14 protein-coding genes are annotated in these 15197 nt (G+C 61.9%); 9 read left to right on the top strand and 5 right to left on the bottom strand.

Translation table 11 applies throughout. The annotated features are described in order from the left end of the window. The first annotated feature begins 110 nt into the window (after window positions 1-110). Window positions 111-1388, top strand: a complete 1278-nt coding sequence (locus tag HF854_RS04895) for a Na+/H+ antiporter NhaC family protein (protein WP_168935289.1) — start codon at window positions 111-113, stop codon at window positions 1386-1388. Between the two features lie 398 nt (window positions 1389-1786). Here the strand turns inward: HF854_RS04895 and HF854_RS04890 are convergent, their stop codons facing one another. Next, entirely contained in the window at window positions 1787-2548 is a 762-nt protein-coding gene (locus tag HF854_RS04890) for a DeoR/GlpR family DNA-binding transcription regulator (RefSeq protein WP_168935288.1), read from the bottom strand. A gap of 331 nt (window positions 2549-2879) precedes the next feature. Between HF854_RS04890 and HF854_RS04885 the strand changes: the two genes are divergently transcribed. The 3 genes from HF854_RS04885 to HF854_RS04875 all read left to right on the top strand — a co-directional run bounded on the left by HF854_RS04885 (window position 2880) and on the right by HF854_RS04875 (window position 5864). Next, window positions 2880-3881 carry a TRAP transporter substrate-binding protein gene (locus HF854_RS04885; protein WP_168935287.1) on the top strand — a complete coding sequence of 334 codons (1002 nt, stop codon included), beginning with the start codon at window positions 2880-2882 and terminating at the stop codon, window positions 3879-3881. A gap of 111 nt (window positions 3882-3992) precedes the next feature. Further along, window positions 3993-4574, top strand: coding sequence for a TRAP transporter small permease (locus HF854_RS04880; RefSeq protein WP_168935286.1), 582 nt, complete (start codon window positions 3993-3995; stop codon window positions 4572-4574). Between the two features lie 3 nt (window positions 4575-4577). Continuing rightward, window positions 4578-5864 carry a TRAP transporter large permease gene (locus tag HF854_RS04875; protein WP_168935285.1) on the top strand — a complete coding sequence of 429 codons (1287 nt, stop codon included), beginning with the start codon at window positions 4578-4580 and terminating at the stop codon, window positions 5862-5864. A gap of 402 nt (window positions 5865-6266) precedes the next feature. Here the strand turns inward: HF854_RS04875 and panF are convergent, their stop codons facing one another. Then, window positions 6267-7721, bottom strand: a complete 1455-nt coding sequence (gene panF / locus HF854_RS04870) for a sodium/pantothenate symporter (protein WP_168935284.1) — start codon at window positions 7719-7721, stop codon at window positions 6267-6269. Further along, window positions 7718-8041 (bottom strand): YhdT family protein, encoded by a 324-nt coding sequence (locus HF854_RS04865; RefSeq protein ID WP_168935283.1) that lies wholly within the window; start codon window positions 8039-8041, stop codon window positions 7718-7720. Before HF854_RS04865 ends, panF begins: the two co-directional genes overlap by 4 nt. A gap of 249 nt (window positions 8042-8290) precedes the next feature. Between HF854_RS04865 and HF854_RS04860 the strand changes: the two genes are divergently transcribed. The 5 genes from HF854_RS04860 to HF854_RS04840 all read left to right on the top strand — a co-directional run bounded on the left by HF854_RS04860 (window position 8291) and on the right by HF854_RS04840 (window position 13676). Beyond that, window positions 8291-9292 (top strand): glucokinase, encoded by a 1002-nt coding sequence (locus tag HF854_RS04860; RefSeq protein WP_168935282.1) that lies wholly within the window; start codon window positions 8291-8293, stop codon window positions 9290-9292. A gap of 427 nt (window positions 9293-9719) precedes the next feature. After that, window positions 9720-10364, top strand: coding sequence for a TetR/AcrR family transcriptional regulator (locus HF854_RS04855; RefSeq protein ID WP_168935281.1), 645 nt, complete (start codon window positions 9720-9722; stop codon window positions 10362-10364). Between the two features lie 11 nt (window positions 10365-10375). Beyond that, entirely contained in the window at window positions 10376-11386 is a 1011-nt protein-coding gene (locus HF854_RS04850; RefSeq protein WP_168935280.1) for an HlyD family secretion protein, read from the top strand. Next, entirely contained in the window at window positions 11386-12522 is a 1137-nt protein-coding gene (locus tag HF854_RS04845) for an ABC transporter permease (RefSeq protein ID WP_168935279.1), read from the top strand. The genes HF854_RS04850 and HF854_RS04845 overlap by 1 nt, the downstream gene beginning before the upstream one ends. Next, on the top strand, window positions 12519-13676 hold the full coding sequence (locus HF854_RS04840) for an ABC transporter permease (RefSeq protein WP_168935278.1): 1158 nt from the start codon (window positions 12519-12521) through the stop codon (window positions 13674-13676). The genes HF854_RS04845 and HF854_RS04840 overlap by 4 nt, the downstream gene beginning before the upstream one ends. On the opposite strand, the gene HF854_RS04835 is transcribed toward HF854_RS04840, so the two are convergent. Next, window positions 13627-14202 carry a TetR/AcrR family transcriptional regulator gene (locus HF854_RS04835; RefSeq protein WP_168935277.1) on the bottom strand — a complete coding sequence of 192 codons (576 nt, stop codon included), beginning with the start codon at window positions 14200-14202 and terminating at the stop codon, window positions 13627-13629. The genes HF854_RS04840 and HF854_RS04835 overlap by 50 nt on opposite strands. 134 nt (window positions 14203-14336) lie before the next feature. Continuing rightward, window positions 14337-15173 (bottom strand): DMT family transporter, encoded by an 837-nt coding sequence (locus HF854_RS04830; RefSeq protein WP_168935276.1) that lies wholly within the window; start codon window positions 15171-15173, stop codon window positions 14337-14339. Window positions 15174-15197: the final 24 nt, after the last annotated feature.

Here is a 15197-nt window from a genome sequence, read left to right as displayed (position 1 = left end):
TTTATCGGAAATCGTCCAGGTAGTGCAGACAGGCGGCAGTCTGCCGGCGAGACAGGGGCTTTGCCGGCGGAAAAGCGTTTGACAGGCCCGGGCGGGCGTGGAATGGAATCATGTCCATGAACGCCGTCGTCATATCGCTGTTTCTTGGTGGGCTGGCCCTGTGCATCGTCACGGGCGCATCCTTGCTGTGGGCTCTGGCCTTCGGACTGCTGTGTTTTACCGGGCACGCTTTCCGTCTGGGCTTTCGGCCCCGCGAGATCGTGGGCCTGTGCGGCAGGGGCGTGCGGACCATCGGCAACATCCTGAAGATCTTCGTCCTCATCGGTATGCTGACAGCGGTCTGGCGTTCGGCCGGGACCATCCCCTACATCATCCACCACTGCCTGCCGTGGGTGGATCCTGCCCATTTTCATTTATGGGTCTTCCTGCTGTGCAACCTGCTGAGCCTGCTGCTTGGGACCTCGTTCGGCACGGCCAGTACATTGGGCGTCGTTTTCATGCTGCTGGCGCGCACGGCCGGGCTCGATCCGCTCCTGACGGCCGGGGCGGTCATGAGCGGCATTTATGTGGGGGACCGAAGTTCGCCCATGTCGTCCAGCGCGGCGCTGGTCTGCGCCCTGACAGGGACGTCCATCTATGACAACGTACGGCTCATGTGGCGTACGTCCCTGCTGCCCTTCTTTCTGGTCTGCCTGGCCTACGTCCTGTTGCCGTCGGCACGGGCCGAGAGCCTGCCGCATGTGGACGGTCTGTTTGCCGACGGGCTGGTGCTGGATGCCCGGGCCCTGCTGCCGGCCGTCTTCATGCTGGTCCCCCTACTGTTGCGCTGGGATGTCAAAAAGATCATGGCATGCAGTATCCTTGCCGGATGCGTGGTCTCTCTGGCTGTCCAGCAGATGTCACCGGCTGCCTTGCTGCGCTGTCTGGTGCTCGGCTATGAGCCTCCGGCGGGCATGGAGATGCTGGCGGGGGGCGGCCTGCTCTCCATGGCACAGGTGGCGGGCATCGTCCTGTTGACTTCGGCCTATGCGGGCCTTCTGGAGGCGACCGGTCTGCTGGATAGTCTTTCTTCGCTTTGCAAGCGGCTGTCCTTACGGCTGGGGGCCTTTCGGACCACGGTGCTGGCAGGCCTGCCCGTGGCTGCCGTGAGCTGCAACCAGACGCTCGGCATCATGCTGACGAAGCAGCTGTGCGCCCCTCTCTGGCAGAACGGGAAGGAGATGGTCCTGCCGCTGGAAAACGGCATCGTCCTGCTGGCGGCCATCATCCCCTGGAGCATCGCCGGGAGCGTTCCTTGCGCCATCATGGGCGTGGGACCGGAGTGCCTGCCTTATGCTTTTTATCTGTATATGGTGCCGTTGACGGACATGCTGTTGCGGCGCCGCTAAGACGGTATGTCTGGCGGCTGTCGGGCAGGGGAGAGCAGGAGGCCGCGTCCTTTTCCGCGTGTTTTTTCTGCCCTGTCGTATGCAGTCCCGGCATCTGGTGGAGCATTTTTCCCGGCAGTGTCCTATATGTAAAAAGCCCCGGCCTTCCTTCATCTGCGGAAGCGTCGGGGCTTTTTCGTTACCATTTTGGGGGGAACTGAACAGGGGCGCTCACTGGCGTCAGGCCATATTGCCCGGCAGTGTGTCCTTTGCCGGGGCACTGGAGAAAATGCTCTGCCGGGAAGCTGTTTTTTTACCGGCCGGCGGGCAAAAGCGGTTTCCAGGCAGTTCGGGCAGGCCGTATCTTGGGGTGGTTGCAGAGAAGATCTGGCGTTTTGTCGCCCATATCCGGGATGCGGCTAGACCAGATACAGTTCCGTCCCGGCTTCCTGGAGCATGTGCTGCCAGTGCTCCTCGAGCGGGGCATTGGAGAACACGGCTTCGATATCGCAGACATTGGCCACCCGGACCATGGCGGAACGGCCGAATTTGGAATTGTCCGTGGCTAGGAAGACCCGGCGCGAGCATTCGATGATGGTCCGGGCCACCGAGACCTCCCTGTAATCGAAGTCCAGCATGTTGCCTTCCTGGTCGATGCCGGAGATGCCGATGATGCCGTAATCCACCCGGAATTCCCGGATGAAATTCTCCGCGCTGGGGCCGATGATGCCGTGGTCGTGATGCCGCACCGTGCCGCCGGCCACCACCACGTCGAAGTTGGGATTGCGGGCCATGATGGCGGCCACGTTGAGGTTGTTGGTCAGCACCCTCAGGTTGTTGTGCCCCAGCAGGGCATAGGCGACCTCCTCGGTGGTCGTGCCCAGGTTGATGCAGATGGAGGCCCCGTCGGGGATATGTTTGGCCAGCATCTGGGCGATGGCCTTTTTTTCAGGCAGGAAGAGCTTTTTGCGCTGCTCGTAAAGGATGTTCTCCGTGCTCAGCGGCATGCCGACACCGCCGTGGAACCGCTGCACCTTGCCCTGTCCGGCCAGGGTATTGATATCCTTGCGGATGGTCTGCGGGGTCACGGAAAAACATTTGGTGAGCTCGTCGATGGTCGCATAGCCGCGCGCGTTGAGCATGTGCAGCAGGGCCTGATGGCGTTCCGTTGTCTTGGTCATGGGGTGTCCTGATGGGGGTGAGGATGCCGCAATATACTGGAATGACAGGGGCCGCGCAAGCCGCTCCCGGATATCGGATGAAAAGGTTTCGTTTTCGAACTTCTATTATCAAAAAACGAAAATTGATTGACGCGGAGCCTGTCTAAGGCTTATGACAAAAACAAGTATATACGCCTGTTTTCCCGGCATCCTGTCGGGATCGGTCCCCGGATAGGGCATCCGGCCCGGCCGGATGGTTTGCTTTGTGAAACAGGTGGCCTGACGGGCAAAAGGCCGTCAGGGTGCGGAAAAGGTGCTCCTTATCTCAATCCCAAATCAGCAGAGGTGGATGATGAAACGTATCGTTGCACTGCTTTTGGCCTGCGCCTTTGTCATGGGTGCGCTGGCTGCGCCTGCCATGGCTGCCAAGACCGTCGTCATCAAGATCGCCGGTATGAAGCCCGAAGGCGAACCTGAAACCATCGGCATGCACAAGTTCGGCCAGTATCTGAAGGAACTGTCTGGCGGCAAATACGAGGTGCAGGTCTTCCCCAACAGTACCCTGGGCAAGGAAGATGCCTACATCGCCAGCACCCGTAAGGGCATCATCCAGATGTGTGCCACGGGTACCCAGACTTCGGCCCTGCATCCTGCCATGGCCATGCTGGAAACCCCCATGCTGTACGACAGCTATGACCACGCCCGCCGCGCCATGGAAGGCGAGACCTTCAAGCTGATCAATGAAGGCTTCACCGAAAAGTCCGGTCTGCGTACCCTGAACGCCTTCCCTCTGGGCTTCCGTCACTTCTACACCAAGAAGCCCCTGAACAGCGTCAATGACGTGAAGGGCCTGCGCATGCGCGTGCCCAACATCCCTCTGTACACCAACTTTGCCAAGGAATGCGGCATCAGCGGCCAGCCCATGCCCTTCGCCGAAGTGCCCAGCGCTCTTGACCAGGGCGTCATCGACGGCGGCGACAGCCCCCTGTCCGATATCGTGGCTCTGAAGATGTACGAGATCACCCCCCAGATCACCCTGACCGGTCACATCCTGGTGATCCACTCCCTGTACATCAACGAAAAGTTCTACCAGAGCCTGCCGGAACAGGACAAGGCCTGGTTCAACGAAGCCGCCAAGCGTGCTGCTGACGACATCTGGCAGATGGTGGAAGAAGGCGACGCCAAGGCCATCGAGACCATCAAGGCCGCCAAGGGTTCTGTGAACACGCCTTCCAAGGAATTCCACGACTACATGGTGGAAGCGGGCAAGCGCAGCTGGAAGCTGTTCTATGACACCGTTCCCAATGCCAAGGAAATTCTGGAAAGCGCCGCCAGCTACCGCGACGCGAAGTAACATCTGAACACCGGGGGATGCCGCATGGGGCGGCGTCCCCCTTTTTCGACCCTGAACCACGCATGCAGACACCGCAACAGCGGTTTTTCTTCCGATACGCAGGGGGATACGATGAGCAGCGAAACCAAAACGACGCCCGCGACGGCTCCCGGGCAGCCGGCTGCCGAAAACAGGCACGGTTTGTCTGGCGAACTGCTTTTTGAAATTTTCTGTGCGGTCATCTTTCTGGGGATGATCGGTCTGGTCTTCTATAATGCCTTTTTGCGCTATGTATTTGGCGGAAGTTATCCCCCCAGCGAGGAATGGGCGCGCTTTCTTTTCATCTACATCACCTTTTTCGGTGCCATTGAGGCGTTCTACTGGAAAAAGCATATCGCGGTGGACATGTTTGTGGACATGTTCTCGGGCATGTCCCGCAAATGCATAGAGATCCTGGCCATTCTGCTGACCATGGGCGCCCTGGGGCTGCTGCTTGACGGCGGCATCACCTATGTGCTGCAGACCATCGACACCAACTCGGTCGCCACCAATGTCAACATGGCCTTCATCAACAGCACGCTGCCCATCATGGCCTTCACGGCCATCCTTATCTGCCTGCGGGATCTGATCGCCCTCGTGCGCCGTCCCGCCAGCAGCTTCGTCAAGGCGACGGAAGAGGAAAAGATCGAGCAGGAAATCAGCAAGGAGTTGTAGGGGATGGAGCTTTTTCTTTTCCTTGGCAGCCTCTTTGCGTTCCTGTTCGTAGGCATTCCCATCTCCATGGTGCTGGTGCTGTGCTCCATCGTGCTCATGTGGCATTCCGGCATGTGGGACAGCATGATCATTCCCTCCACCATGCTGGACGGGGCCAACAACTATCCCCTCATGGCCATCCCCTTCTTCGTCTTTGCCGGCGAGATCATGGCCGAGGGCGGCCTGTCCAAACGAGTGGTGCAGCTGGCCCAGCTCATGATCGGTCGCGTGCGCGGCGGTCTTGGTTATGCCGCCATCATCTCCAGCGTGATCTTTGCCGGTCTGATGGGCAGCTCCGTGGGTGAAGCCGCGGCCCTGGGCGGCCTGCTGCTGCCCATGATGGCCGAAGTGGGCTACAAGCCCGGCCGTGCGGGCGGCGTCATCGCCTCGGGCGCCATCCTTGGCCCCATCATCCCGCCCAGCACCAACTTCATCCTGCTGGGTGCGACCATCAGCGGCCTGTCCATCACCAAGCTGTTCATGATCGGCCTGTTCCCGGGCATCTTCATCGGCCTGGCCCTGATGGTGGTCTGGTTCTTCATCGTGCGCATCGATGGTTATAACGAGACCATCACCTTCACGCGTGAAGAAAAGTGGAAGATCATCCGTGACGCCACCCCGGCCTTCATGATGCCCGTGCTGCTGCTGGGCGGCATCCGCTTTGGCGTGTTCACGCCCACGGAAGGCGGCGCCTTTGCGGCCATCTACGCCATCATCGTCTGTATGGGGTACTACCGGGAACTGAGCTTCCGCGGTCTGCTGCGCGTCAGCGCCCGTGCGGCACGGACCACTGCTGTGGTCATGCTCATCGTGGCTACGGCCACGGCCGTGGGCTGGTTCATCACCATCGCCCAGATCCCCAACCAGGTGACCGATCTGTTCCGGCCGCTCATCGACAGCCCCGTGCTCCTGCTGCTGGCCATCAACATCTTCCTGTTCCTGGTGGGCATGGTCATGGACCTGACCCCCAACATCCTGATCTTTGCCCCGGTGTTCTATCCCCTGATCACCCAGGCCGGTATCGACCCGTACTTCTTCGGCCTGCTGTTCATCCTGAACCTGGGCGTCGGCGTCATCACCCCGCCCGTGGGTACGGTGCTTTACGTGGTCTGCGGTGTGGGCAACATCAAGATCACCAAGCTGGTGCAGGGCATGTTGCCGTTCCTGGTGACGGAGATCATCATGCTCTTCCTGCTCCTCTTCTTCCCCTCGCTCTCCCTTACGCCGCTCAACTGGCTTATGGGCGGCTAGGTTCGATCCGCATCTTTGCCATGCAGGGCCCCTTCGGGGGCCCTTTTTTTATGCCCCGTGATGAGAAGAGGGAGACTGCGGTGCCTAAGGGAGGGGAGAGGTCTGTATCCGGGATGGATCCGCTGGGGACTTCCTGCTGGGAGGGACGAGCCCCGGGCAGAGGAAGGACAGGTACAGGCATAACGGCGTCGCGCCTTCGTCGCCGGTCAGGCGCTGCCCGCGGTCTTGCAGGCATGATGGAGCTGGAAGAGGAGAAGGTGCCCTCTTGTCTAGGCTGCCGTCAGGGGACCTTCCCTCAGTACCCTGTTGCGGATGGCGGTGGCAAAGATGAGCGTACACCATAAAAAAAGCATCCCCACAGGAGATGCTTTTGCGTTTTCAGGTTCGTTGTCAGCGGATGATTCAGGCAGAGCGCGATGTCCCCAGCCTGTTCCCCAGCAGGAAAGCCAGCAGGGCCGCGAGAGTAGAGGGCACGATGGCATGGATGCCGTACATGGAGGGCTTGAGGACGCTCAGAGCAAAAAAGCAGGCCACCCCCACCAGAATGGAGCTCAGGGCGCCGGCCGCATTGGCCTTGCGCCAGTACAGGCCCAGCAGCAGGGGCCAGAGGAAGGTGGCTTCCAGACCACCAAAGGCAAACAGGTTGATCCAGACCAGCAGGTCCGGCGGCTCCAGGGCTGCCATAAAGACAACGGCGCCGATGGCGGCCGTACAGCCCAGGCTGAAGCGCTTGATGCGCTGCAACGGCATGCGGCTGCTGTCGCCCTTCAGGACGTACTGTACATACAGATCCTTGATAATGGCCGCTGAGGCCAGGAGCAGCATGGAGTCCACCGTGGACATGATGGCCGCCAGAGGCCCGGCGATGAAGACCCCGGCCCAGAACGGCGGCAGCAGCTCCAGTATCAGGCTGGGCATGGCCATGTCGCCTACGGCAAGGCCGGGGATGACGGCCCGGCCCAGTGCCCCGGCCAGATGGACGCTCAACAGGAGGAAGCCGATGATGACCGTGCCCATGATCATGGCGCTGTGCATGGCCCGTGAGTCCTTGTAGCCCATGCAGCGCTGGCTCGTCTGGGGCAGTCCCAGTACGCCCAGGCCCACCAGTACCCAGAAAGAGAGGATCATGGGCTGGGGCACGGCATCCTTGGGCCCTGTGGGCGTGATGAGGCCGGGATCGATGGCCTTGAGGCGCAGCATACAGGCCTCCATGCCGCCGCCGGCCTGGACCACCGCCAGCAGTACCACGACGGAAGCCACAGTCATGACGATGCCCTGCATGGCATCGGTAAGGACAACGGCACGGAACCCGCCCAGCGCAGTATAGGCGATGACCGTGATGCCGAAGAGCGCCAGTCCGACTTCATAAGGGTAGCCGGTGATGGCCTGGAACAGGCGGGCACCGCCGATGAACTGGGCTGTCATGGCAGCCACGAAAAAGACCAGCAGGGCCAGAGAGCAAAGGATGGCCACGGCGTCACTGCCATAGCGGACGCGCAGGTAGTCGGTGATGGTCACGGCATTCATGGCCCGGGCTTCCATGGCGAAGCGTTTGCCCAAGACCCCGATGGTCAGGAAGACGGTGGGCATCTGGATCATGGCCAGCAGGACCCAGCTCAGACCCACGGTATAGGCCACCCCAGGCCCGCCGATGAAACTGCTGGCACTGGTGTAGCTGGCCACCACGGTCATGGCCAGCACAAAGCCGCCCATGGAACGGCTGCCCAGAAAGTATTCCTCAAGGAAGCCCGACGCGTTCTCATGTTTGCGGGAAAGTTTTCCGGCCCACAGGGCCACCACAAAGGAAAGCGCCAGATAAAGGACGATGGGGAGCAGCGTGGAGGAAGCAGCCGTCATGGACGTTCCTCCCGGCCGGGATGGTTTTCGGAGGAGGGCGCTTCCGATGCCTGTGACGCATCGTCATCGTCAAGGGGCATGTCCTTGAAGAAAAAGCGCACCAGTCCCCAGACGAGCAGACAGGCTACAGGGTAACCCAGCACACAGCTGTAGAAGAACCAGTCCGGCATGCCCAGCGTATAGCTGTAGTTGTCCGGGGAATCGCTCCCCAGTCCGTAGGCTGTCAGATACCACCAGAGGAAATACAGGGCGTAGGCGGCCAGGGCGAACAGGGCTTCCCGGTTCGCCTGAAGGAAACGCGAGTCGTTTTTGCGGGCCATGGGTACTCCGGGGCTGAAAGGGACGGGACGGCCACTGCTCCCGCCAGTATGACAGAGTGTGCGTCCGTAGTCGAGCAGGCAGCCATGAAGGAAAAGTATCCCGCCGGGATAGAGATAGAAACAAACGGCATTTGCTGTGCCGTCCTGGGCCAATACAGGGCCAGCTCCTGCCGTCTGTGTCTGCCCTTTTGACCTGCAGGGCCGTCCTGCGTAGGCTGGCGGGAACACGTCGTACGGAGAATGAAGACCATGCACATGCTTGCCGCCATCGATCTGGGGGGGACCCACTGCCGTTTTGCCCGTTTTGCCGCCACGCCCCGGGGGCTGGATCTGGAGGCTGTGGAAACGTGTCCGACAGCCGGCCTGCAGGACAGTGATGCGGTCCTGCAGCAGTGGGAAAGCTGTCTGCACACCCCGCTGTCACGGGTGGCAGCGCTGGTCATGGGCGTTGCCGGGCCTGTGCAGGATGGCCTGCGCGCTCGTCTGAGCAATGCTCCCTTGCGGATAGATCTGAATGCCGTCATGCCGCAGTTCGGTCTGCGCCGGGCCCGTGTGGTCAATGATTTCGTCTGTGAGGCCTGCGCCTGCCTGACCCGGGTGGGGGAGCGGTCCCTGCATCTGCTGGGACCGGCTGACATCCCTTGTCCGTCGCATCGTTCTCCCGGGGAGGTGCCTGCGCCTGTGGCCGTGCTGGGGGGCGGTACGGGACTGGGGTCCGGCTGGCTGGTCCCGCAGACGGACGGCGGGCGGTTGCGCTGGTCGCCCCTGCCGTCAGAGTCCGGGCATCAGGCCTTTGCCTTTCTGGGGCGGGAAGAAGAGGACTTCGCGGTCTTTGCCCGTGAACGGCTGGGACGGTCATTGCTGCGTCCTGATGATGTGGTCACGGGGCGCGGTCTGGCCGTGCTGCACCACTTTCTGACGGGCCGGGATCTGACGCCTGCCGCTGCGGCGGCCGAAGGTCTGGTGGGGGATCATCCGACCCTGCGCTGGTATGCCCGTTTCCTGGGGCGGACATGTGCGCACTGGGGGCTGGCCACGCTGTGTTACAGCGGCCTTTTCCTCACCGGGGGCATGGTGTTGCGCAATCCTGCGGTCACAGAGCATCCGGCTTTTGCGGAAGGTTTTTCTCTGGCTCCGGAGCTGGGGGTGCTGGAGCGTATCCCTGTCCGCCGTTACACGGATGCGTACAGTGGACTGTGGGGCGCGGCCTGGCTGGGGGCGAATCTGGCCGGGGTGCCGACAGGGAGATAGCCAGCTCTGCAAAAACAGACGCACCGGTGTCTTCCGCTGGGGAAAGCCGGAGAAAAAAGATGACGCAGGTCCTAGGACCTGCGTTTTTCATGTCAGGCAGGGCCGTCAGGAAATGAAGCCCGTAGACAAGAGAATCCGGCAGGCGTGCCTGCCGGATAGAGGAGGGATTAGGAGGTTGCGGGGAGGCCTCCGGCCTGGTGCAGAACGGAAGGGGGGAGAGGAGCCTTTCCTGCCATCTCACCAGAGGAGTATTTTTTATTTAACGATTGTTCGAATGTTAATAGATATGGGAAGTCCGGTTTATGGGCAGTATTCCCTGGATAACTTTGCCGTATCGGAGAAAAAAGACAAAGGCTCCCCTTCTTTTTTAATCGATTGATTGACTAAAATTATAGGGAGCGCTACGGTCCAGGGCAGGAGGAAGAGCATGGACGATATGCTGGAGGATAAAAGACGCAGCAAGGGAGAGGCTACCCGGATGGCCTTGCTGGAAGCGGCCCTGGTCCTGTTTGGGGAACGCGGCTTCGAGGGGACGAGCACTCGAGATATCGCCGGGCTGGCCGGCTGCAATCAGGGGCTCATCTCTTTCCATTTCGGCGGCAAGGAGGGCCTGTACGATGCGGCCCGTACCGTCATTTTCGAGAATCTGGGCAGCATCGTGCGCCCCATGACACGCCGTCTGGAGGAGGCCCTGGCTGCGGAGACGGATGCCGCAGCCCTGTGCGGCATGTTGCAGACGGAGATCACGGCGATCCTGACCACGTTCATACGCAAGCAGCACCACCAGTCCTGGTTCCTGCTGCTGCGGCGTTCGCTGCATGTGGGCGACGAAAAAACACGCGATCTGCATTCGGCCCTATTCCTGCCCCTGCTGGACGTCATCGGCCGCATCCTGGCAAAGGCCGGTCCTGCAGGAGAAGACAGCGCCCTGAAAGCCTTCCTGCTGGTGGATATGGCGTTCAGCATCCTGCGTGATTATCCCATGTTCTCTGCGATCTCTCCTGCGCGTGATGCGGAGGCGGATGCCCGGGAACTGGCCGGGATGCTCTTCCGGGGGATACTGGCCCGCTGAAGGAGGAAAAGATGATGCGTCGTTTCTTGTTGCCGGCAGTACTGGGGCTGGTGGCTGCGGGGATCGCGGTCATGGCTTTGTCCGGCCTGCTGGATGTCGACCGGGAAAACACCTTCATCCAGGGAGAGATGGACGGGACGCGGATAGATGTCGCGGCCAAATTCTCGGCCCGGGTGGCCGCGACACCGGGGCGGGACGGGGCGCCCGTGCGGCAGGGCGATCTGCTGTTGCGCCTGGACGGGACGGAGATGGAGGCCCGTGTGCTGCAGACCCGTCAGGAGCTGGAACGGGCGCGGGCCCAGCTGGAAAAAGCGCTCAACGGGACGCGCGAAGAAGAGATCCGCCGCCTGCACCAGCAGCATCAGGAAGCTGTGGCGGCGCTGGCCCTGGCGGAAAAGACCCACGCCCGCTGCCGTGTCCTGCATGCGCAGCAGGCCGTCTCCACCCAGCGCTATGATGAAGCGGTCAATGCCCTGACCCAGGCCCGGGCCCGCGAGCTCGCCATGAAGGCCGCGCTGGAAGAAGCCGTCACCGGTTCGCGGCAGGAGGACATCGCGGCGGCCAGGGCTGCCACCCAGGCACTGGAAGCGCGCCTGCAGGAAGTGGAGAGCATGGCGCGGGACGTGGAGCTGCGCTCGCCCGTGGATGGGGAGATCAGCAAGGTCCTTGTGGACGTGGGGGAACTGGTGGCGCCGGGCTATCCTTTGGTGACGCTCATCGAACTGGATGATCTGTGGATGGTGATCCAGGTCCGCGAGGACCAGCTGCAGGATGTCCGCATGGGCAGGCTGCTGGTGGGGCAGATCCCCGCGCTGTCCGGCAAAAAGGTGGTCTTTCGGGTCGATTACATGGCGCCGCTGGGCAATTACGCCACCTGGCGCGCCACCAACAATTCGGATTCTTTCGACCTGAAGACCTTTGAAGTCCGGGGACGCCCCGTGAAGCCCGTCCCCGGTCTGCGGCCGGGCATGAGCGTCATTTTTGCCTGGCCTTTCGATCCCGTCATGGAGGATGGACACTGATGGGCTCATTCTGGGCCGCCGCCCTGGCGCAAGTCCGCTCCTGGCCACGGGACAGGCTCTTCATCTGGCTGCTGCTCATGGCGCCCCTGTCCGGCATGGTCATCCTTGATGGGCTGTTTGCGGATGGCCTGCTCCGCCGCTTGCCCGTAGCCGTCTGCGACCTTGATGGCAGCAGTACGTCCCGCGAGCTGATCCGCCGGGTGGATGCCCTGCCCAGTGCGCGTGTTGCGGCGCTGCTCGCCTCACCGGACGAGGGCAGGGACGCCATCCGCCGTGGCGAAGTCTTCGCCGTGCTGGTGATACCACGCCATTTTGAGCGGGATCTGCTCCGCCGGCGTCCTGTGCAGGCCATAGCCTATATCGATGGGCAACATATGCCGGTGGGCAGCGTCCTGCGGCGGGATCTGGTGGATCTTGGCACTGCCGGCTGGAAGCTGGCCTTTACCGATACGCTGCGCCGATCCGGGGTCCCTCCGGTACAGGCGGACTGGCAGACAGCGGGGATAGGGTTGGATCTGCGTTCACTGGGCAATCCCGCGGCCAATTACAAGATCTTCCTCGTCCATTCCTTCCTGCCCATCCTGCTGCAACTGACCTCCCTGCTGTACAGCGTCTGCGTCCTGCACCGTCTGCGTCCGGAACGGCCTTCCATGGCGCGGGTCTGGGGCAGTGTCTGTCCGGCGGCCCTGCTTGTGGGGATGCTGGGCTGCCTCCAGACAGGCCTGCTGGCTGCGCGCGGCTACTTCCCCGTGCAGGCCCCCATCCTGACGGTCTGCGCGATCTATCTGCTGTTCTCGCTGGCCTGCGCGGCTCTGGCGGTCTTTATCGCGGGCCTGTGCGACGAGATTCTTCTGGCCCTGATGATGGTCTCGGGACTGGCATCCCCGGCCTTTGCCTTTGCCGGGATCACCTTCCCGCAGCTGGCCATGCCGCCTTTTGCCCGTTTCTGGTCGGGGCTGCTGCCGTCCACCCAGCTGCTGCGGCTGGAAGGCAGCGTGATCCAGATGGGCGATGCCCTGGGCCAGCACTGGCCCATCCTGGGGGCCCTATGCCTGCTGGCCTGCGTGTACGGCGGACTGGGGAGCCTGTTCCATGGCCTGCGTTCGCGCCGTCAGGAAGAGGAGATCGCCCGATGAAGAAAATACTGGAGAGCTTTTGTGCGGAATGCGCCGTATTGGCGGCCTCCCGTGGTGCCCGTTCCATCTTCATCGTGGGCATCCTGTTCTATTCGCTGCTGTATCCCAGCCCGTATTTTTATGAGGTCCCGCAGGATCTGCCGTTTTTTGCCGTGGATCAGGATGGCAGCACCAGCAGCCGCCAGCTGTTGCGCAGTCTGGATGCCACGGAAGGGATACGCCTGCATCGCTATGCCGATCTGGGGCAGGCCTTTGCCGATCTGCGGTCGGGTGACATGGTGGGCGGCATCGTGGTACCGCGGGATTTTGAGCGGGGACTGTTGCGCGGGCAGGAGACCGTGGTGCCGTTCTACAGTGAGGCGGCTCATCTGCTGTCCTACGGCATGCTGGTACAGGGAGGGCGGCTGGCCACGGAAAACCTGGGAGCAGGGGCCCGCGTGGAGCGCCTGCGCAAACAGGGCGTACCGGAAAGCGCGGCGCTGGCCCTGCAGGTGCGGGGACGCATCGATGCCCGGCTGCTGTACAATCCCGCGGGCAATTATGCCAGCAATGCGGTCCCGCCCGTGTTCGTGCTGATCTTGCAGCAGATCATGATCATCGGCTGCGCCATGCTGGCCGTGACCCGGAAGGAGAGCTTTCCCCAGGCCCCCGACGGCATGGCCGCTGCAGCGGGCAGAGTGCTGCTGGCCCTGTGTCTTGGCCTGATCTTTGCCTTCTATTATCTGTTTGTGCTGCAGCAGGTGGACGACCTGCTGCCTGTCCGGGATTTTGCCGTACTGCTGTTCTTTCTGCTGCCCTTTTTCAGCGTATGCCATTTCCTGGGCAGCATGCTGGGGGAATATTTCAGCAAGGAGCATACGGTCCTGCTGCTCATGCTCCCTACGTCCATCCCCTTCCTCTTCCTGAGCGGCACCATCTGGCCGTTGCAGGCCATGCCCCTGCCTTTTGCCTGTCTGGCCCAGTTCGTGCCTGCCACACCTGCCATTTCCGGCTATATGCTGATGGCCTTCCGCGGAGCGACGCTGGTCGATGTCCTGCCATTCTGGGGCCAGCTGATCCTGCTCAATGCCGTGGTCCTGGCGGCCTGGAAGGCCCAGCGTCTGCTCAGGGCTGAAGTTCCCGGCGGATCTGGGCGCATATCCGTTCCGCGATGACGGCAGCCGTCAGAGGGTGGCCGGCATAATGCCGGAGGCTGTGCGATACCCGGCTGAGCTGCAGGTAGCCGATGAGGGAACTTTCGATGGATTCCATGATCCGTTCCGTATCCCGTATCCCGTACTGGGCAAGTATCTTGATGAAGTTCTCGTGAAGGGTGGCAAAAACGCTGTCAGCGAGGAAGTGGAGACGCTCTTCCAGCCCTTCGTTGAGCTCGCGGAGTAGAAGGCGGGTGAAGATGGGATTGCCGCAGCAGTAGGTGACGACGTTCCTGATGAGGCATTCCATTTTTTCGATGCCGGTGGTCCCCTGCGGGGCCTTGAACGCGCTTTGCACGCCGGTGAACACCATGACCAGGGTCTGCCGGTACAGGGTCTCCTTGTCAGGAAAGTAGTAATAGAGCGAAGCCGGCGTCAGTTCCATCTCGGCTGCGATATCGCGTACCGAGACGGCGTTGTAGCCTTTGGCCGCAAAGAGCCTGGCAGCGGCCTGCATGATGGCGATTTTTCTGGAAGGGCGGGGCATGGCTATCCTTGGGGCTGGGCAGGAAAAAGGCGACTGTTGTTGTATCGCGGCAAAGGGTGCGGGCTCCGGCAGGACGGGAAGGCAGGCCGCCGAAGCGGCCTGCCCGGCACAACGGATGAAAAGATCGGGAAAAATCAGCCGAGCCGTATCAGCATGGCCCCGCCCATGACGATGAGGATGGCCATGATGCGCGAGCGGGAAAGCCGTTCATGCAGGAAGATGACGGCCAGCAGCATGCCGAAGATCACGGAGGTCTCGCGCAGGGCCGCCACCAGGGCGATGGGGGCCAGGGTCATGGCCCAGAGGGCGATGCCGTAGGAGCCCAGACCGCACAGGCCGCCGAACAGGCCCGTGGCCGCGCGCTTCCGCAGATAGCTGATGTAGGTGCCGCCGTGCCGCCAGAGCACATAGGCATGGATGGGGAAGATATTGAGGAAGAAGATCCAGCAGGTGTAGCTGACGCCGTTGCCGCTGGCACGGGCGCCGTAGCCATCGGCCAGCGTATAGCCCGCGATGACCAGGGAGGTGCGCAGACAGATGAGGATGTCCGCGGCGCGGGCGCCCTTGTGGACGTGCTCCAGGGTCAGGGTCAGGATGCCGAGGCAGAGCAGGAGGACGCCGCCCCAGACGGTGAGACTGATGTGATTGCCGAGCAGCAGCAGGGCCAGGGCCGTGATCATGGGGGCACAGCCGCGCATGATGGTATAGCCCATGGAGAGATCCACCTTGTCATAGGCCTGCGAGATGCAGATGTAGTATGTCAGGTGGAAACAACAGGAAAGAGCCAGCAGACCCCAGGATTCCGGCGCCGGTGCGGGCAGGAAGGGCAGGATGAGCAGGGCCCCCAGCCCGCCGCCCAGGGCGTTCATGGAAGATTCGAAGAGTTTGTTGGAGCCGCCTTTGACGATGCTGTTCCAGGTGGCATGCAGCAGGGCTGCAGCCAGCACAAGAAGCAGGACATGTCCGTCCATTGTTACGACCTCGCGTCAATGATG

It is taken from the genome of Desulfovibrio piger, assembly GCF_012843875.1.
In the GTDB taxonomy this organism is placed as follows: Bacteria; Desulfobacterota; Desulfovibrionia; order Desulfovibrionales; family Desulfovibrionaceae; genus Desulfovibrio.
The sequence above is the reverse complement of the archived record's forward strand: the minus strand, read 5'-3'. Positions and strand labels throughout refer to the sequence as shown.